Below are 20415 nucleotides of genomic sequence, written 5' to 3'. Positions count from 1 at the left end.
GTATAATTCCAATTCTAATTCTTAGAAGTAGGCCATTATTTCATTGCGGATTCCTTCATTGATGATTACGGCAAGGAGCAATGAAACCAGCAATCCGATAAATGCCTTTACCACATCATTTTTTGCCAAATGATAAGCTCTGGCAACCCATTCTCTTCTCTTTTCAGGCTTTCCTGCTTTCCCTAAGGCAATCGCCAATTCACGACCTCCCAGTAATCCGATGAAAACCCAAGTCGTACTCATTGGTACTTTACTATGAATCTTGAAGTAGAATAAGATGATTGCGTAGACGAAATCCACAATGGTAGCAGCTCTAACGTCTGTTACATTTGATTTCTCATTCACAATAGACTGGATTTTGTCTCCTTTGAGATAAAACAAAAACCCAAGTCCTAAAAACACAAAACCTGCATAGGCAACGAATTCATAAACGTTCAGCTGTCTCGGTAAAAATACTGCGATGTTTGCAGCATCCTGCATAATCCAAACCGCCCAAAGTGTACCAGAGGTAATCCACTGAAGAACCATCCAATATGGTTTTGGCTTTCCTTTAAGATAATTCTGAACAAATTTTTCCAGTAAAAACCAGACTACGATCGCAATACCAAAAGCAAGTAGGTATCCTACAAAACTTTTTTTCATTACATCGACAATCGTTCCGGCGCTATAAGTGAAAACATTAAGAAGCAAAAAGGTGGTCGAAACCGGCATTCTCATTCTCGTCATGATTAAAAGGACGATCGGTGCAGCTAATTGTAAGAATACAAAGCTTTCCGGAGCTTTATCCAGGCCTTTTGTGGTCAGACGCTCATAACTCACATCTCCTCCAAATGTAAACCAGCTATACGTAACTGTGCCTACGAAAATCAAACCCATAAACAACCAAAGCCAATACCATTTTTTGGATTGATTGGATGCGATGAATGTACCGATTGTCTGAATACTGTCGTTTGCAATAGCGGAGTAGGCTGCCAAAGCAAAACCAAACCACATGGCTGCATAAGTATATGGAAGAATTAGTCCTGCAATGGAAATCAGAATACAGATTCCAAGTAGAAATTGTTTCTCTTTTTTTGCGAAATCAAATATCGAGTAGGCACTCTTACTTAATTTCTCTTGGTTAATATTCTGGTCGAGATTCTTTTTAGCCTTGGCCATGTCTTGTTTTTCTAATTCGGCACAAAATTAAGGAAGATAATTTTCCGAGTGTGTTAAGAAATTGTTAAGTAAGGGCGATTTCTTTTCTATTGAACCTAAATTCTCTTGCAATTCGCAAAAAAATTTCAACTTTTGCCAATTATTTTAATGAAAATTTGGATTCTCACCAACTTTCACCAAGTTAGTGAAAGAAGATATTAAAGCAGGCACAAGTATAATTAATTGCCCGGGATGGAATTATATGATCAGGAAAAACCTGTAGCAAATAAAACCAGAAGCTATCTAATGATGCTTTTGGCCATCATTTTATTCATTTTTTCGATTGACTTGCTCACCGTGGCAATGGGTCAATTGAACAATACTGTTGCCTCTGATATTCTTAAGGCCACGAGAAATCCCTTTGTAAGTCTTTTTATCGGTTTGTTGATGACTGCTTTGATCCAGAGCAGTTCGACGGTGACCTCGAGCATTGTGGCAATTGTAGCCGCTGGTAATATGAGTTTGGAACAGGCTGTCCCTATGGTCATGGGAGCCAATATCGGAACAACGCTGACATCAACCTTGGTATCTTTTTCTTATATCATGAAAAAGAAAGAATTCAAAAGGGCGATTTCAGCGGGGATTCTACACGATTTATTCAATATCATAACGGTATTCATCCTATTGCCACTTGAAGTCTATTTCCAGTTTCTGTCAAAAACAGCACATCTGCTGGCTTCTTTATTTGTAACCGATGAAAGCTATTCTGGCTCCTTCGATTACAATAAGGTTTTCACCAGGCCTCTGACGGAATGGATTTCTGATACCATACAAATTCCATTTCTTACGCTGGTTTTGGCTATTTTCATGGTTTTCGGAGCGATTAAGATGCTTTCCTCATCTGTGTATAAAGCTTTCATTCTGGAGAGTTTCAAGGATATTAACAATCTGATATTCAAGAATACTTACATGGCTTTGATTTATGGGATGTTTTTCACAGCAGCTGTGCAGTCTAGTACGGTGACAACTTCTCTTGTTGTTCCTTTGGTGGCAAACAGAAAAGTATCCCTGAAAAAATCTTTTCCATTTATTATCGGTGCCAATATAGGTACCACCATTACCGCTGCCATTGCAGCATTTTATAAAACCGAAGCTGCCATAGCTTTAGCAATCGTGCACTTTCTTTTCAACTTTTTTGGGGCCATGATCTTTATTCCATTCCCGGTTATCCGGAATATTCCTGTGAGAATGGCCACTTTCATGGGTCAAAAATCAGTGCAAACCCGATTCATCGGTTTTGCTTACATTTTGTTGACCTTCTTTATTATTCCTTTCCTGTTGATCTATTTCAGCAACAGTTAAGCAAATCTTGCTCTCCATTCATCCATCAAGCCTTTAGCAGAACTGGTTCCGATCCGGTCTGCTCCTGCTTTGATTAAGTCTAGCGCAAAATCCAGGGTTTTTATCCCGCCAGAGGCCTTGATGCCTACATGGGATGCCAAGGATTCTCTCATCAGCTGAATATCCTCCACACTCGCTCCTCTTGATGCAAAGCCAGTTGATGTTTTCACATAATCAGCTCCGGCATCTTGGCAGATCAGACAAGCCTCTTTGATTTGACTTGGATTGAGATTGGCAGTTTCGATAATTACCTTCAAAATCCTTTCTTCCTCATGGCAGATTTTGGAAATCTGAGCTATTTCGGTTTTTGGCCAGTTCATCCCTGAATGAAAGGCCGTCTGTGACCAAACTAAATCCAATTCATCAGCACCTTGCTTGATTGCTTCCCGGGTTTCAAAAACTTTACTGGCAGTATCTGTATAGCCAAAAGGAAAGCCAATTACAGTGACTACCTGAATATCTTCTTCTTTTAGCTCGCGCTTTACCTTTTTTACCCAAAAAGGAGGAATGCATATTCCCACAAACTGCTCCTCAATAGCATCTTTGATCAGTTGATTCACCTCCTGATCAGTCATAGTTGCTTTCAGTAGCGTTGATTCTAAAAATCTGGAAAAGTTTTTCATTACAGTGAATTAGTCGCCGTTGACGAAATCAGTCAAATAAATAAATTCTACAGTCAAATCTCCTTCTCTTGCAATGGTTGCCCCTTCCAAAATAGGAGAGTAATCTTTGAGCAATTCAGGGATGACCCATTCTATAAGTTGATTCCCGAAATCAGTGCTTGCCTCTCGAGGAAGCTCGCAGGGAAGATTATCAATTGCCATTACAGAAATACTATTCTGACTTCCAAATGCCGGAATGATCTCCCCTGTTTCCCGCTCCACATCAAAAACAGGTTCCAGAATATTGGTCGTCTTCAAAGTGGTAGGCACTGAGCCGTGTACATCACAGGATACATCCGCGATGACAGAAATCATAAAGTCAGGATTATTGATTTCTTCCAACTTGAACAACTTTGGAGCATCCGGATCCCAATAATGCGTAGAAATCAAAATTTCTCCTTCTTCCGCAAATTTGAGAAAATGGCTTTCATACAATTCAGGATTAGTATAAAATTCCTGCTTGTCGAATCCTCCATCTGATTTTCTTCGATTGAAATCGGAAGAACTCAACATCACATAAACCGGATCATCAAAATATTGATGTAAAAATTCCTGAGTACTGACTTGCTTGATTCCAAGCGCATGCATGATTTCCATAGCTCCTTTTCCGACTCTCCCGGATCCAGTGAGAACGATTTTGATCGGGGGAAGCTGCACCTTTTTCAATTCCGATTCCAACTCTTTTCTATCAAAACATTGATAAGCTCTTTTGATATCAAATAAATCAGTCTTCTGCCCATAAGTCCAAAAACCATTGTATGCCCCAACGATCCCTGCCCATCTGCCAAAAGCTACTACTCTTTTTCCATTGGAATCCTTCAGTACTTCGTAATCTAGCAGTCTGATATTTTTAGCCAAAATGGCCTGAAGTAAAGCTCTATTATAAGGCTGCTTCTTCATCGTATGTGAGAAAAAGAAATAGGTTTTGCCTTCAAGGAGCTGGTTTATAGGAATTTCTTTTACCCCAAAAATTATATCACAAGCTGAAAGTTCTTCTACTATCTCAATTCCCTCATCCGAATACTCCTGATCAGTAAAGCACCGGTGTGGGCTCGATTGAACCTGAAAGGAAATTTTGTCGGCAAATTCACTTTGGATTTGCTTCAATTGCCTTGGTGTAAAAGGGGTCCGACGATCGGGTGGGTTTTTTCCTTCGCGGATTATTCCGATTTTCATGAGATTAATATTGTTTTTCAATGGTCAAAAAGCTTGTCCCGATATTGTTTCGGGAGAATCTCGCAATATTGATAATCATGTCAGAGTGTTGCTTTTTGGCAATGCTTGGTTTCATAAAAATTAGGTTATTGGGTATTCAAACTTACAAATGGATTATTTGCTTCTGGTCGGCTATTGGACTGTCTTTTACATCCTCCACAGTCTTTTTGCTTCTACCAAGTTAAAAAGAATTCTAAAAGCAAAATTGGGAGATCGATTTAAATGGTATAGACTCGCCTATTCTTTTTTCTCAACAATTTTTTTTCTTGGGATCATGCTTCATTCCATTCTTATTCCCAGTCAAAAAATACTAAACCCTGTACCAATCCTTACCTATCTAGGCTATGTGTTAGCTGCATTTGGAACGATCATCAGTGTGAAATCCAGCAAGCAGATTCGGTTAAAAGAATTTATCGGTATCAACCCAGAACCTGAAGAGACAAGCTTGGTGACGGATGGACTTTATTCCTATTGCAGACATCCCTTGTATCTAGGATTACTGATGATCTTTTTGGGGTATTTCATGGTTTCTGCCCAGCTCACAGCCTTGATTCATTTTGCTTGCTTGGTCGTTTACCTTCCTTTTGGGATCTATTTTGAGGAACAAAATCTCAGGGAACTATTTGGGGCTAACTATGAAAAATACCAGTCAAAAGTCCCCATGCTCTTTCCGGCTTTATTCAAAAAAAAGAGGGCCTAAGCCCTCTTTTAATCTATTCCTCTGAAGTTTACATCAAACATTAAAACTGAGTTTGCAGGTATCCTACTATTCGATTCCGAATCACGATACCCATAAGGCGATGGAATAATCAACCTGGCTTTTGTACCTGGTCTCATTCTACGGTATGCTATATCCCAGCCAGTAATTACATTTCCAGCTCCTACTACGAAACTGAATAAGTTGTAAGTCCTTCCTTCAACATACAGGTCGTTTTGTCTTGCGATAATCTCATTATTGGTATCGAAAATAGACCCATCAGACATCAACAAACCTGTATAGTCTGTTCTTACTATATTTCCTCCAGTTGGTCTGGACCCTTCTCCCTCTTCTTGTACGATGATAACAACACCACTTGGATCATGGATTCTATAAATACTATCTATTTGAGCAGTATCTAAATAAGCCGCGATCTTTACTGAATCAATTGCCAGATTTCCATCTACATCGTAAACAGGTCCTGTATCGAAAGGGTTATTTGGTTCACAGGCGATCATCGCCGCAAACACTCCAATTAAAAGGAAATTAAATAAGTATTTCATTAATTATTATCTCTAGGTCCAGGTTTAATACCCATTAGCTCAACTTCAAATACCAAAGGAGTATTTGCAGGGACAGGTCCTTGACCGGTTCTTCCATACCCAAGTTCTGAAGGCAAAATAATCGTGGCTTTATCACCAACTTCCATCAAGTTGATTCCAAATTCGAAAGCAGGAAGTACGTATCCTGATCCCGTCTTAAAGGAAAGTGGCAAGTAATTGTAATTGGCATTATACAGACCGTTTGCTTTCGCCACAGACTCAATGCTGGTATCAAATACTTTTCCACTCAAGAATTTTCCTGTGTAATGGACTTGAACAGTATCTCCAACAAAAACTGAATCCTTACTATTCGAAAGTTCTTGCCATATCACATAATAGGCAGCTGCTTCTTCGGAATATTCTTTGACATTTACAATAGATGCCGTATCAAGATAATTCTCGATTGCCGCTTTGTCTTCCTGAAAAATAGCCTCTGAAGTCTCCTGTTCATCTATACAGGAAAACAAAACCACAGATCCAAGAAGGAGGGTAAAAACTGAATAAAGATTAATTTTCATTGTGTTGGTAAAGTTTAAATATGTGTTCTAATTCTCAGCGGAATTATTTCTGAACATCTTTCACCTCTACGTCAAAAACAAGAATAGCGTTGGGACCGATCAAGCCTCCAGCACCATTTTCGCCATACGCAAGTGGAGAAGGAATCAAGAACTTAGCTTTAGAACCATTTTTCAATAGCAACAAACCTTCATCCCATCCTGGAATTACCTGGCCCATTCCAACATTTACAGGAAGAGGAGTATATTCTCTTTGTGCATTGTAAACATTGTTTTCTTTTGCTAGACTCTCGATAGAAGTATCAAACAAAGTTCCGTCCAATAGGTATCCAGCATAGTCTACATACATGGTAGTTCCTGGAGTGATGGCATCGCCTGTTCCTTCTTCTTCGATTACATAATAAAGACCGCTTTCAGTCTTATTCGCAGTTAAACCCTTTTCCGCAACATAAGCTTCAATAGTTTTTGCTTCCTCGACCACCAATTCTTTGGCTCTCTCAGCTCTTTTTACCTCTTCGGCTTCCATTGTCTGGTTAAAGAATGCTTCGATTTCAGTCTGATCCATGATTTCAAATGCTCCCAAACGAACTTTTACCACGTCTTCCGGCTGAAGGAATGGAGGGAAATTATCTCCGAAAATAATTTTCGCAGTAGATTCAAAAGCAATGCTGTCACCTTGTCTAAGGTTCAGGAAAATCTCATCCATACCATTGGTAGGAGTGATGGTATCATTCGCCATCAAATACCCTGGAAAAGGTTGATCAACTGTAGAATAAATCACAGAATCACTTCCTGTTGTAATCACCAAGTTGTAAAGAAGATACTCACCATTCGGTGCTTTCTCTTTTCCTTCTTTAATAAATGCATACTCGATTCCGTCTTTTTCAGTTACTTTTTTCTTCTGGCATGAAGAAATGATTGACGCGCCAAGTACAAGTACGAGAATAGCCAAAAGGCCTTTGTTGTTTTTCATAAAGTTTAAGTGAATTTTCAAGGTATTGTAGGGGTGGTTTTTAGGGCTTAATCAGCTCCAATTGTCTCAACAGGGAAAAGTTCCTCCTGATTTGCTTCGACTAATGCCTCGAAATGCTCAACAGTTTCTTTTAACCCCAGCGTAGACTTACCTCCTGAAGCATTCTTATGACCTCCTCCATTGAAGTACTTGGCAGCAAACTTATTTACAGCCACTTCACTGGATGACCTGAAAGAGATCTTGATGCCATCTTCACGCTCAGAAAACAAAGCAGCCAATTTTATGCCATCCAAAGATAAAGCATAATTGACCAAACCTTCTGTATCTCCCGTCTGGCTTTGATATTTTTTAAGATCTTTTTTGCTGATGGCAAAATACGCAGTGTGTAGATCTTCTCTGACGATTAATCTTCTGCTGATCGCAAAGCCGATAAACTTCAACCGGTTTACTGAATTGGAATCATAAATCCAGTTAGCGATTTGTGAACTATTAGCCCCAAGGTCAATCAGTTCAGCCACCACCAAATGCACGTTTTTAGTGGTATTAGGATGTCTAAATCCCCCAGTATCTGTCATGATACCTGCATAGAGGCACTCCGCGATATCTTTATCGATCAGTTCTTTATCTCCCAGTTCATCAATCAACTCATAAACCAACTCGCATGTCGCTGCCGCTTTGGTACTGGAGTATTCAAAATCTGCAAAATCTTCCGGATCCTGATGATGATCAATGTTGACCACAAAGGCTTTGGATCCACGGATCATCTCTCCCAGCTCATTGACTCTGTTGAGTACAGAGAAGTCCAGGCAAAAGATAATATCTGCTTCTTCCAGTTTTTTTGTGGCAATTTCCTGGTGATCAGGTTTGCTAAAATCCAGTACATCATCGTTTCCTTTCATCCAATTCAGGAAAGAAGGATAGTCAGAAGGAGTCACCACGCTTACCTCATGTCCCTTTTTGATCAAGTAGTTAGCAAGACCCAAAGAGGAACCTAATGCGTCCGCATCGGGCTTCACATGAGTGGTAATGAATATTTTTTTGGGGGATGAAATTTCTTTCTTAAATGAGGCTAATGCTTCCATTTTATAAAATTAGCGGCACTATTGGCTCTAAGTAGGTCGCAAAGGTCAATAATTTTTTGACAAATCCCAACTTGTGCATTTACCTGAAAATTAACATCATATGGGATAAATAGTTTAGAATACTCGGAAGATGGATTTAAATCACCTATTTTTGCGGCCGAATTGAACCAATGTAAAAAAGATAACACATGGCAGCAAACAGAACATTTACCATGATTAAGCCAGATGCTTTCGAAGCCGGCAACACAGGAGCAATCCTTAAAATGATCGAAGAGGCAGGTTTCAAAATCGTGGCAATGAAAGCTACCCAATTGACACCAGCTATCGCTGGAAAATTCTACGAAGTACACAAGGAAAGACCTTTCTACGCGGATCTTTGTACTTATATGTCTTCTGGACCGATCATCGCAGCGATCCTAGAAAAAGACAACGCAGTGGAAGATTACAGAAATCTAATCGGTGCTACTAACCCAGCAAATGCTGCTGAAGGTACTATCAGAAAGATCTTTGCTAAGTCTATCGAAGCCAATGCAGTACACGGATCTGACTCTGACGAAAATGCAGAGATCGAAGGATCTTTCTTCTTCTCTCAATTCGAGAGAATCGGATAATATTTCATTACCCAATCATTGCTAAAAGCACCTCTTTCGGGGTGCTTTTTTTGATTTTAGTCAAGCCGGATTTATCTACTTCCAATTTTTTCAAGTGTAATCAAGGATCATTTTACCCAATTACTTAATGTAGACTCGGCTTTTTGAAAAAGGACCTAGGTATTCATAAATACCCCAAACCACTTACAATAGCAACTAGAGTGAATTAATTTAGATATCAATACGTATATTGATTACGTAAATTTTTCATTTTTCATTTGTAATTACGTATTTATACTTATATTTGAGTTTAAATTACGTAGATATGCAAAAGATAATCATCGTAGGCAATGGCATGGTAGGATATAAGTTTTGCGAAAAACTTGCAGCTCACCCCTCCCGTGATCAATTTGAAATTCTAGTTTTTGGAGAAGAGGCAAGACCAGCCTATGACAGAGTTCACCTAAGTGACTATTTTTCTTTAAAATCCGACCAACCACTTCTATTGGCTCCGAGAGCTTGGTATGAAGAAAACAACATCCAGCTTCGGACCTCAGAAATGATTTCTGAAATCAATTCTACTTCAAAACTGGTCCTAACTCATAAAGGAGAGGCTTTTCATTATGATTATTTAGTGTTGGCAACAGGCTCTTCTCCTTTTATTCCGCCTATGGAAGGCGTTTCTAAACCAGGTGTTTTTATCTATAGAACCATCGAAGATTTAGAGGCAATTGAAAATTATGCCCTCAAAATGAAGGCAGAAGGGAAATTTAAAGCGGCCGTTTTAGGTGGCGGCCTTCTCGGTCTTGAAGCCGCAAACGCCACCAAAGAATTGGGAATGGAGACTCATGTGATTGAATTTGCACCACGATTGATGCCAAGACAACTGGATCAATCGGCTAGCGATCTGCTCAAGTCAAAAATTGAAGAACTAGGAATCAAAGTTCATCTGGGCAAAAATTCCAAACTGATTACCGGGAAAACTTCCATGACAGGAATTGAATTTTTCAATGGAGAATGCCATACTTATGATATGTTGGTCATTTCTGCAGGTATCAGACCTAGGGATGAATTGGCTGTGAAGGCAGGCTTGGTGACAGGTAGCCGTGGCGGTGTAGAAGTAAATAATAAAATGCAAACTTCTGATCCTGCTATCTACGCAATCGGGGAAGTTGCACTCTATAATAATGGAATTTATGGCTTAGTCGCTCCGGGCTACGAAATGGCCACGGTAGCATTGGACCAGATTACCGGTGGAAATAAATTGATGAGTCCAAGCATCGACATGTCGACCAAACTGAAACTAGTCGGAACTGAAGTGGCAACTTTTGGGGATCCTTTCATCGAAGGCGAAGAAGTCACAGCAATTCGCTATGAAAACAAACAAAAAGGAATTTACAAAAGAATCAATATCACCAAAGACGGCAGCAGACTGCTTGGAGGAATATTAGTTGGTGATGCCTCTGATTACAACTCCCTTTTCCAGTTATACCTCAATGCCATCAAGCTTCCGGAAAATGTCGAGGATTTAATCTTAGGCGCAAGAGGGGGAGAAAGTGGCTCTTTCGGTTCTGCACTAGACCTGCCTGATTCGGCTCAGATCTGCTCCTGTGAGTCTGTGAGCAAAGGTACAATTTGCGATGCTTTGAAAAGTGGGGCTTGCACCAATTTGAAAGAGGTTATAAAAACTACCAAAGCATCCAGCTGTTGTGGCGGATGCAAACCTATGGTGGTGGACCTGGTCAATGAAACCCTGAAATCCATGGGACAGGAAGTGAAAGAAACAGTTTGTGAGCACTTCCATTACAGTCGACAAGAGCTTTATGACCTGATCAAAATGAACAAAATCGCTGGTTTTGACGAAGTTCTGGATAAACACGGCAATGGTCATGGCTGCGAAATCTGTAAACCCGTCATGGCATCCATTTTTGCCAGCATCTTTATGGAAACGGCCAATCGTCAAGTTCCTATCCAGGATTCAAACGACCGTTTTTTGGCAAATATTCAGAGAAATGGCACCTACTCAGTCGTCCCTCGGGTACCGGGGGGAGAGATTACTCCAGAGAAACTAGTCGTCCTCGGTAAAGTCGCCAAAAAATATGACCTCTATACCAAAATCACCGGAGGACAAAGGATAGATCTTTTCGGTGCCCAACTCCATGAGTTGCCATTGATCTGGAATGAGTTGATCGAAGCTGGCTTTGAAAGTGGACATGCCTACGGCAAATCGCTTAGAACAGTCAAAAGCTGTGTGGGCTCTACTTGGTGCAGATATGGGATGCATGATTCGGTGAGCTTTGCAATCCGGATCGAAGAGCGATATAAAGGCTTAAGGTCGCCTCATAAATTAAAAGGTGGCGTTTCGGGATGTATCCGGGAATGTGCAGAAGCTAGAGGAAAAGATTTTGGAATCATAGCTGTGGAGGGCGGTTGGAACTTATATGTATGTGGAAACGGGGGTGCAACACCGAAGCATGCGGTTCTGCTCGCATCCCAGCTTGATGACGAAACCTGCATCAAATACCTAGACCGCTTCCTGATGTACTATATCCGAACTGCCGCTCCACTGATGCGAACTGCACCTTGGTTGGAAAAGCTGGATGGTGGTATTGCCTATTTGAAACAAGTGGTGGTAGACGATTCACTAGGAATGGGGGAAGAACTGGAAAGGGAAATGGAAGATTTGGTCAGCAAATACACTTGCGAGTGGAAAGAAGCCATCGATAATCCTGAAATGATGAAAAGATTCAAGCACTTCGTAAACAGCGACGAAAGCGATGATCAATTAGTATTTGTACCGATGAGAGATCAAAAAATGCCAAAACCTTGGTAATTGCTATGGAAGAACTACTTAAAAATTATCAGACTGTCCAGGTTCAAGAGGTATTGAATTGGGTCTCTGTAGGAAATACGGTTGATTTCCCGGAAAACGGTGGTGGCTGCATCAAGTATAAATCAAAACAGGTAGCAGTCTATTATTTCAAAAGAACTGACAGCTGGTATGCCTGCCAAAACCTTTGTCCACATAAAATGGAAATGGTTCTTTCCCGAGGAATGATCGGCGATGCATCAGGCATTCCCAAAGTCGCATGTCCCTTGCATAAAAAGACCTTTTCACTGGAAGATGGCGGTAATTTAAATGGAGAGGAATACCGGATTGCCACTTACCCAGTCAAAATAGAAGATGGAATTGTATATATTGGTTTTGCTGATTAAACCATTTTACCATGAATCTCTTTCGACAGGCTCTTGCCAAAATCGATGCAATAAACTCTGAAGATCCAACCCAAGAAGAGTTGGATGGGCAGCCGATAGCCAAAGAATTACTTTATTCAAAAAGAATGAGCGATAAGCTGGATTCCTTTGAACCAAATGCTCCTGAATATTTAAAAATTGCCGCGAGAGCACAACACATTGGTAGATGGAAAATTGCCAGATCCAGTTATCCCATGGATCGTGTTGGCTATTTGCGATGGAGAGAAGAATTAAAAAAAATGCATGCAGAATTGACTGCAGCGATTTTAGAAGAAGTAGGTTACGATACCAAATTCATTGAAAAGGTGACCCATCTGATCAGAAAAAAACAATTAAAAACAGATGCAGAAACGCAATTGCTGGAGGATGTCATCTGTTTGGTCTTTCTGGAAAATTACTTTGAGGAATTTGCAGCGAAACATGAAAAAGACAAAGTCATCGATATTGTGAAAAAAACTTGGACCAAAATGTCCGAAAAAGGCCATCAAGCCGCATTACAACTTTCCTATTCCCCAGAAAGCTTGCTCCTAATCAAAGAGGCAGTTTTAGATTAACAATGGCTCATTCTACCAAATCCTTAGATCAAGACACTTTCAATCGGCTTCGGCGGCTTTATATCATCGCTTTGGGAGCAATTGCCATTTCCCTGCTGACCAGCCAGTTTCTAATCCGATCCTATCTCAATGATCAGGAGGATGACAGCAAACTGGTCAATGTGGCAGGAAGGCAAAGGATGTTGAGCCAAAAACTCACCAAAGAAGTGCTACTTCTTTCTATCAATGGCTTGAACCCAACCCGGCCATCATTGATCGACAGCATCAACACCACTAAATCAGAATGGGAAAAAGCCCATCAGGCTTTACAGTTTGGAGATGAGACTCTGGGGCTCGAGGCAGGAAATAGTCCGGAAATCACCGAAATGTTTGATGCCATCCAACCTGCATATGATCAGGTGAGACAGTCCACCCAGAGATTGATCACACTTTCCCAATCTGAGATTAATGATTCTTTGATGGTTACCAATGAACTGGTGACTCTTCAGGGTGCAGCCTCCCAGTTTTTGGTACAAATGGAAAAAATCGTCAATCAATACGATGACGAGGCCAAAGCAAAAGTGGCCAAACTCAGAAAGCTGGAGATCGGAATAACAGTATTTACACTTCTTGTTTTACTAGGTGAATTTTTGATCATCTTTTGGCCTTCAGCCAAAGCAATGAAAAGCAGTATCCGTGAGCTGATGGAAGCAGAGAAAAAAGCCATCAAAATGGCAAAAGATGCAGATAGTCTTTCTCAATCCAAAGAAAAGTCTGTTCGAGAATTAAGAGCATTGAGCCAAGCCATGGATCAGATTTTACTTTTCGCCAGGATAACACCAGAAGGCTATATCACTCATATAGGAAACCAGTTTTCTAGGCTACTGCAAATAAAAAAGTACAACCTGAACTCCAAATTCTCTGAGATGATTTCCATCCATGAAAAAGAACAGCTTTTGATGGATCGGATTATATCTGAAAACAAAAAATCAGGTTGGCAAGGTGAAATCAAAGCCTCCAATAAAGAAGGAAAGGAAATCTGGCTGGATTTTTCCATGCTTCCATTTAGTTCGGCCGATGACAAATCCGAACTGATTATTGTCTGCCTGGATATCACGAAGCGCAAAGAAGCCATGCATGAGGTGGAGCGTTTGACCAAGGAAAGCTTTGAGGAAAAGATGCTACAGCAAAAAGTTCTGAGCCGCCAAATCATCGAAAATCAGGAGAACGAGCAAAACAGGATAGCCAAAGATATCCACGACGGAATCGGTCAGATGTTGACAGGACTGAAATATCTTTTGGAAAGTGTAGAATTGGATGACCCGGAAAAAGCCAAAGAAAAGATAGAAAAACTGAAGCTCCTAACTGGTAATATCATCAAAGGCGTAAGAACTGCGACGTTTAATTTAACTCCTCCCGAACTGAAAGATTATGGGATCGTGCCGGCTTTGACTGAACTAACCCAGGAATTGGAAAAACTGACAGACAAGCACATTGTCTTGTTCAATAAGACCGACTTCAACCAGCGGTTGGATTCATTAGTCGAAATCAATTTGTATCGAATCACCCAAGAAGCCATAAACAACGCCATCAAATATGCGGATTCCACACATATCATTGTGACTATCTCCCATAGTGAAAAAATCCTCAGCATCATTGTAGATGATAATGGAAAAGGATTTGATAAATCGAAACTAAAGCCTAAACCGGACAAAGATGGAGGAATGGGGCTGACGTTTATGCAGGAGAGAATTAACTACATCAATGGAAGGCTATTTATCAATTCATCACCGAATGAAGGCACTCGGGTCACTTTGAATGTTCCTTTGCAATAATTTACTAGTCTTTCATACGTAAATTTGCTTATTTTACTACGTATTGACTTTAGAGCCCATGACTCCTACCCAAATAATCCTTGCTGACGATCATGAATTGGTCAGAGATGGAATCAAATCCTTATTGGAAAATGAAACCCGATTTGAAGTAATCGACGAAGCTTCAGACGGAGTGGAAGCCTTACAGGTAATTGCCAAAAAACAGCCTGATTTATTAATTGTAGACATCCGGATGCCAAATATGAATGGAATCGAGGTGGTAAGGCAATTGACTGAAAAATACCCGGATGTGAAGAAGCTGGTGCTTTCCATGCATGATTCAGAAGAATACGTAGTAGAATCTATCCAGGCAGGCGCAGATGGATACTTACTCAAAGGTTCCTCCAAATCAGAATTTTTAAAAGCTTTGAATACCATTGCCGATGGAGGCAAGTATTTCACAGGTGATGTTTCTGCTATTATCATCAATAATTTTGTAGGTGGAAAAGCAAAACCTACCCCAAAGGCTGAGCCGATTCCAGAGGAGTTAGCGGCCCTAACTAATCGAGAAAAACAGATTCTGGAGTTAATTCTGCAAGGAAAAGGGAATAATGAGATTTCAGAAGAATTAGAAATCAGCAAAAGAACTGCTGAAGTTCACCGCTTTAATCTGATGAAAAAACTCAATGTCAAAAACCTGATTGAGCTCACCAATAAATCGAGAGAGCTTCACTTAATTTAATCTACGTATTTAATACGTATACAAAAACCTCCCATTTAGCCATTTGGGAGGTTTTTTTAATTTATTTGCTAAATTTATTACGTATTATATTTATTTAATAAGTATTTTTACTTACTTTTATTGAAATAAAAGTAAGTAAAAATGAAACATCACATCTCACACAAAGCAACACGTCTGAATCTAGGAGATTTTAGAAGTGTTCCAATCCGTACTTTCTGGATTACCTCGTTGGCGTTTTTCATTTGTTTTTTTGCTTGGTTTGGCATTGTCCCATTTATGCCGGATGTGGTGAAAGACTTAGGCTTGACTCCGGCACAAAAATGGAATGCCACCGTACTGGCGGTAGCGGGAACAGTTTTCGCCAGATTACTTATCGGCAAACTTTGCGATAAGTACGGTCCCCGTCTTTGCTACACTTGGCTTTTGATTTTAGGATCTATCCCAGTGATTCTAAGCGGTCTGGTCCAGACTCCCATGCAATTTTACCTCTGTAGATTATTTACGGGTTTTATCGGAGCATCCTTTGTCATCACACAAGTACACACCTCTCTGATGTTTGCATCCAATGTCGTCGGAACAGCGAATGCCACTTCCGCTGGATGGGGAAATTTAGGAGGAGGAGCCAATAGACTTGGAATGCCGATTATCGCCGCTCTGGTGATCAGTTTTGGTATTGCCGAAGGAGATGCCTGGAGGTATTCGATGGTGATCGCAGGGATTGTTTGTTTTTTGACAGGCTTGCTATACTACTTTTTTACCAAGGATACACCGGAGGGCAATTTTGACGAACTGGAAGCAAAAGGAATTGATCTTCCAAAACTGAAAAAAGATAAAGTGGGCTTTATGGAGACCTTAAAGGATTATAGAGTCTGGGTACTTTTTATCGTTTATGCAGCTTGTTTCGGAATTGAATTGACGGTCTATGGAACCATGGATGACTATTTACAGAATACATTTCAACTGGAGCGGATCACCGCTGGAAACATCGTTTTGTCTTTTGCTTTGATGAACATATTTGCTAGGACACTGGGTGGATTTTTTGGGGATAAATTCGGTAAAATCGGAGGTCTAAAGGGAAGAGTTTGGTTCCTTGCTGTGATTTTAGTGGCTGAGGGAGTAATGCTTAGTGTTTTTTCACTCGCAACTAGTCTGATTTTAGGAATAATCCTGTTAGTGGCATTTAGCTTAACTGTCCAAATGGCAGAAGGAGCAACATTTTCGGTCGTCCCATTTATAAACAGAAAAGCCATCGGCTCAATTTCAGGTATTGTCGGTGCTGGGGGTAATTTTGGAGCCTTTTTGGCCGCCTTGTTTTTAAGTTCAAAGTCCTCAGTAGCAGAAAAAGCTGCAATCATCGCCAGCGAATCTTTGGGAGCTGAAGCTGCTGCCGCAGCTCAATCTGCCGCCGCTGCATCTGCAGTTTCCAGTGGTTTTTTAACAATTGGAGTCATGATTGTATTGGCTGGAATTTTCACTCTGGTTATTCGATTCAGCACAGAGGATGAAAAAGAAGCTCAAATCGAATTGGAAAAATTGAAGCCCGAATACATTCCCATAGAAAATTAATAATCCCTTTTGGCTAAATAAGCTCCTTGAAACTGGATTTCTAGCTTTCGAGGAGCTATTTTGAATTTAATTGCTCCTAAACCTATCTAAATCAATTCGTGATTTCCAGTAAAAAAATAAAAACCACTTGTTCTTATTGCGGTGTCGGCTGTGGTATTCTCGCCAGTGTCAACACACAGGAAAAAGTTATGGTCGAAGGTGATCCTTCCCATCCTGTAAACAAGGGTATGCTTTGCAGCAAGGGAATGAATCTTCACTATGTGGTCAATGATACCTCTGATAGGATTCTATTTCCTGAAATGCGGTGGAGCAGATCGCATCCTAGAGAGCGGGTTTCATGGGACGATGCCTTGGATCGGGCGGCTGGCGTCTTTAAATCCATCATCCATAAACATGGTCCGGATAGTGTCGGTTTCTATGTTTCCGGTCAATGCCTCACAGAGGAATACTACATCGTCAATAAACTGGTAAAGGGTTTTTTAGGAACCAATAATATTGATACCAATTCCCGATTATGTATGAGCTCGGCGGTGGTTGCTCAAAAGAAAACATTCGGAGAGGATTCGGTTCCGATTTCATATGAAGACATTGAGTTGGCTGATGTTTTTTTGATTGCAGGAGCAAATCCTGCCTGGTGCCATCCCATCCTTTTCAGAAGACTGGAAAAGCACAAAGAGCAAAATCCAAATGTAAAAGTCATAGTCGTGGATCCACGAAAAACGGATTCAGCCAATTTTGCCGATTTGCACCTGCAACTAATCCCCGGCACAGACATAATTTTATACAATGCGATAGGTAGAAGGTTAATCGAAACTGGTTTTGTAGATCAAAATTTCATCGATAACCACACTGAAAACTATCTCAAATACCGGAAACAAGTGATGTCGGTTTCTTTGAGTACCGCATCCAAGTTATGTGGAGTACCGATTGACGATATCCGTACTGCCGCTGATCTGATCGGCACTTCAAATGGTTTTATCAGCATGTGGGCTATGGGTCTAAACCAAAGTGCAATCGGAACAGATAAAAACTTCGCCCTTTTGAACCTTTCACTGGTTACAGGAAGGATAGGGAAACCAGGAAACGGTCCATTTTCGCTTACTGGCCAACCCAATGCCATGGGAGGCAGGGAAGTCGGAGGGATGGCTAGTTTATTAGCTGTTCATAAAGAACTTTCCAATCCACAACATAGACAGGAAGTTGCAGATTTTTGGGGAGTAGATCAGATTTCACCCAACCCCGGTCTATCAGCGACAGAAATGTTTGATGCATTGGAATCAGGGAAAATGAAAGCCATTTGGATCATTTGTACCAATCCGTTGGTAAGTCTTCCCAACCTGAAAAGAATGGAAAAGGCGATGGCCAATGCCAAATTTGTTGTCGTCCAGGATATATCCCACCGCTCAGACACAGTTGCATATGCAGATCTGGTACTTCCGGCTGCTGGATGGCTCGAAAAGGAAGGAACCATGACTAATTCTGAGCGCAGAATTTCTTATCTGAACAAGGGAATTGATCCGCCGGGAGAGGCTCGACCTGATGTGGAAATTCTATGTGATTTTGCCAAGAGAATGGGCTTCCGAGGATTTAATTTTTCCAATTCAGAGGAAATCTATGAGGAATATGCCGCTATGACCAAAGGTACTTCCATTGACATTTCATTTTTGAATTACGATCGTTTAAAAAATGAGGGAAGTTTCCAATGGCCTGTACCGGAATACCGTCATGAAGGAACTCCGAGGCTTTTTACAGATAAAAAATTCCATACGCCATCTGGGAAAGCAATATTTAACTTACCCGCCCAAATAGAAAACACCTCGGAAAAGCCAAGTCAGGAATTTCCATTTATTCTAACAACTGGAAGAGTTCGGGATCAATGGCATACGATGACCAAAACAGGTAAAGTTTCCAGACTGAGAACACACTATTCCCATCCCGTATTAGAGATGAATTCCATCGATGCCTACATCAACAAAGTCAAAGAAGGAGATGTGGTGGAGATTAAAAGCAGCAATGGAATAGTTCGTGTACGAGCCAAACTATCCAAAAACATCCGCGAAGGAGTAGTCTTTCTTCCTATGCACTGGGGAAAACAATTGCAAAATGATCTAAACCGGGCCAATAATCTGACTTTCACTCGGGTAGACCCACAATCAAAGGAGCCTGATTTTAAGTTTACGACCGTCTCAGTCAAAAAATATAAAAAGCCTGTAGAAAAAATCATTGTGATCGGAGCAGGAGCAGCCGCTTTTAGATTTATTCAAAACTACCGGGAACACAATGAAACGGATCAGATCCATGTCTTTTCAAAAGAACCCAATCCATTTTATAATCGGGTTTTACTTCCAGAATATGTAACGGAAGAATTGACTTGGGAACAATTGCAAAAGATCAAGGAAAATGAACTGAAAAAGTTAAAAATCAGCCTTCATACAGGGCTGTCCATTGAGAGAATTGATCCAATTAACCAAGTGGTGTTGGATGAAAACGGCTCCGAACATGCCTTTGACAAATTGATTTTGGCTACTGGAAGCAGGGCTTTTGTGCCAAAAGATGCCCAGCTGGATTTGCCAGGAAGATTTACAATGAGGAATAAAACAGATGCGGACCGTTTTAAAGAATACCTAAACGCAACCAATCTCCCTCCCGAAAACCAACATGTGGTCATAGTTGGAGGCGGATTGTTAGGCTTGGAATTGGCTGCTGCACTACAACATACCCAAGTCAAAGTAACAATTGTCCAGAGAGCCTCCCGATTAATGGAAAGGCAACTCGATCCGGTTTCCAGCAAACTTCTGGCACTGGATGTACAGGAGCGGGGAATCCATATTTATTTTGACAATGAGGTCAGTACTGTTTTCGATGAGCAAGACAACAAAACACTGAACATCACTTTAAAAAGTGGGAAAATTCTAGAGGCAAATGCGATTGTATATGCCATTGGTACCCAACCAAACATTAAAATTGCAAGAGAAAATGGCATCATTTGCGGAAGGGGAGTCAAAGTCAACCAGCATTTGCAATCCAACTTCTCCAATATTTTTGCCATCGGAGAAATAGCCGAATACAACAATCAATTGTTTGGCATTACCTCAGCGGCTGAGGAGCAAGCCTCGATTTTGGCCAATTACATCGCTGGCGACGTCAGCAGCTCCTATGACGGTTCAGTGTTGATGAATATTCTGAAATTCAAAGATCTAGAGCTTTGTAGCATCGGAGATATCCTTATCCCAGAAAACGATGATAGTTACGAAGAAATCGTCTTTACCGATATCAGCAGAAGGTATTACAAGAAATGTATTGTAAAGGACGATTTGCTTATCGGTGCCGTACTCATGGGAGATAAAAATGAGTTTGCGGAATTTAAAACTCTCATTGAAAACAAAATTGAACTTTCCGAAAAAAGAAAATCCTTGCTGATGGGATCTTCTGAAACGAGGCCCGTAATTGGAAAATTGGTCTGTAGCTGTAGTAGGGTTGGCGATGGAAATATCAAAGAAGCTATCGCTGGAGGCTGTAAAGATTTTTCAGAGCTCTGTACTCAAACTGGCGCTGGATTAGGTTGTGGCAGTTGCAAAAGTGAGGTTCGTGAGTTATTGAACCAATCCAAAATCATGGCATAAATTCACCC

Annotated in this window: 17 protein-coding genes; 10 read left to right on the top strand and 7 right to left on the bottom strand. The window is 40.7% G+C overall.

The genetic code is table 11. The features are described from left to right. Positions 1–21 precede the first annotated feature (21 nt). Positions 22–1158, bottom strand: a complete 1137-nt coding sequence (locus J0A69_RS03605; protein ID WP_206585141.1) for a hypothetical protein — start codon at positions 1156–1158, stop codon at positions 22–24. A 231-nt stretch (positions 1159–1389) separates the two neighbouring features. Here J0A69_RS03605 and J0A69_RS03600 point away from each other — a divergent pair, with 231 nt between their 5' ends. Then, a complete protein-coding gene (locus J0A69_RS03600) occupies positions 1390–2499 on the top strand; it encodes a Na/Pi symporter (protein WP_206585140.1) in 1110 nt (369 codons plus the stop codon). Here the strand turns inward: J0A69_RS03600 and deoC are convergent. Next, entirely contained in the window at positions 2496–3161 is a 666-nt protein-coding gene (gene deoC / locus J0A69_RS03595) for a deoxyribose-phosphate aldolase (protein WP_206585139.1), read from the bottom strand. The genes J0A69_RS03600 and deoC overlap by 4 nt on opposite strands. 9 nt (positions 3162–3170) lie before the next feature. After that, the gene (locus J0A69_RS03590) at positions 3171–4376 is read right to left on the bottom strand and encodes an NAD(P)-dependent oxidoreductase (RefSeq protein WP_206585138.1); all 1206 of its coding nucleotides are present in this window, start codon (positions 4374–4376) and stop codon (positions 3171–3173) included. Between the two features lie 148 nt (positions 4377–4524). Between J0A69_RS03590 and J0A69_RS03585 the strand changes: the two genes are divergently transcribed. Next, a complete protein-coding gene (locus J0A69_RS03585; RefSeq protein ID WP_206585137.1) occupies positions 4525–5115 on the top strand; it encodes a methyltransferase family protein in 591 nt (196 codons plus the stop codon). 8 nt (positions 5116–5123) lie between these two features. Here the strand turns inward: J0A69_RS03585 and J0A69_RS03580 are convergent, their stop codons facing one another. Genes J0A69_RS03580 through J0A69_RS03565 form a run of 4 tightly spaced genes read right to left on the bottom strand, consistent with a single transcriptional unit; the run spans position 5124 to position 8284 of the window. Further along, positions 5124–5675 carry an FKBP-type peptidyl-prolyl cis-trans isomerase gene (locus J0A69_RS03580; protein WP_206585136.1) on the bottom strand — a complete coding sequence of 184 codons (552 nt, stop codon included), beginning with the start codon at positions 5673–5675 and terminating at the stop codon, positions 5124–5126. Next, complete coding sequence (locus J0A69_RS03575; RefSeq protein ID WP_206585135.1) at positions 5675–6232, bottom strand: FKBP-type peptidyl-prolyl cis-trans isomerase; 558 nt, start codon at positions 6230–6232, stop codon at positions 5675–5677. The genes J0A69_RS03580 and J0A69_RS03575 overlap by 1 nt, the downstream gene beginning before the upstream one ends. A 43-nt stretch (positions 6233–6275) precedes the next feature. Further along, entirely contained in the window at positions 6276–7202 is a 927-nt protein-coding gene (locus tag J0A69_RS03570) for an FKBP-type peptidyl-prolyl cis-trans isomerase (RefSeq protein ID WP_206585134.1), read from the bottom strand. A 47-nt stretch (positions 7203–7249) separates the two neighbouring features. After that, positions 7250–8284 (bottom strand): DHH family phosphoesterase, encoded by a 1035-nt coding sequence (locus J0A69_RS03565; RefSeq protein WP_206585133.1) that lies wholly within the window; start codon positions 8282–8284, stop codon positions 7250–7252. Positions 8285–8472: 188 nt separating this feature from the next. On the opposite strand from J0A69_RS03565, the gene J0A69_RS03560 reads away from it, so the two are divergent. The 8 genes from J0A69_RS03560 (at position 8473) to J0A69_RS03525 (ending at position 20407) form a co-directional block, all read left to right on the top strand. After that, positions 8473–8895, top strand: coding sequence for a nucleoside-diphosphate kinase (locus J0A69_RS03560; RefSeq protein WP_206585132.1), 423 nt, complete (start codon positions 8473–8475; stop codon positions 8893–8895). A gap of 304 nt (positions 8896–9199) precedes the next feature. Next, complete coding sequence (nirB, locus tag J0A69_RS03555) at positions 9200–11707, top strand: nitrite reductase large subunit NirB (RefSeq protein WP_206585131.1); 2508 nt, start codon at positions 9200–9202, stop codon at positions 11705–11707. 5 nt (positions 11708–11712) lie between these two features. Then, the gene (nirD, locus tag J0A69_RS03550) at positions 11713–12090 is read left to right on the top strand and encodes a nitrite reductase small subunit NirD (protein WP_206585130.1); all 378 of its coding nucleotides are present in this window, start codon (positions 11713–11715) and stop codon (positions 12088–12090) included. An 11-nt stretch (positions 12091–12101) separates the two neighbouring features. Next, positions 12102–12683, top strand: a complete 582-nt coding sequence (locus tag J0A69_RS03545; protein WP_206585129.1) for a DUF4202 domain-containing protein — start codon at positions 12102–12104, stop codon at positions 12681–12683. Between the two features lie 2 nt (positions 12684–12685). Continuing rightward, a complete protein-coding gene (locus J0A69_RS03540) occupies positions 12686–14497 on the top strand; it encodes a sensor histidine kinase (RefSeq protein ID WP_206585128.1) in 1812 nt (603 codons plus the stop codon). Between the two features lie 58 nt (positions 14498–14555). Beyond that, positions 14556–15218, top strand: a complete 663-nt coding sequence (locus J0A69_RS03535; RefSeq protein WP_206585127.1) for a response regulator — start codon at positions 14556–14558, stop codon at positions 15216–15218. Between the two features lie 141 nt (positions 15219–15359). Further along, complete coding sequence (locus tag J0A69_RS03530; protein WP_206585126.1) at positions 15360–16784, top strand: MFS transporter; 1425 nt, start codon at positions 15360–15362, stop codon at positions 16782–16784. Positions 16785–16882: 98 nt separating this feature from the next. Beyond that, entirely contained in the window at positions 16883–20407 is a 3525-nt protein-coding gene (locus J0A69_RS03525) for a molybdopterin-dependent oxidoreductase (RefSeq protein WP_206585125.1), read from the top strand. Positions 20408–20415: the final 8 nt, after the last annotated feature.

Source organism: Algoriphagus pacificus (assembly GCF_017254845.1).
GTDB lineage: Bacteria > Bacteroidota > Bacteroidia > Cytophagales > Cyclobacteriaceae > Algoriphagus > Algoriphagus pacificus.
The sequence above is the reverse complement of the archived record's forward strand: the minus strand, read 5'-3'. Positions and strand labels throughout refer to the sequence as shown.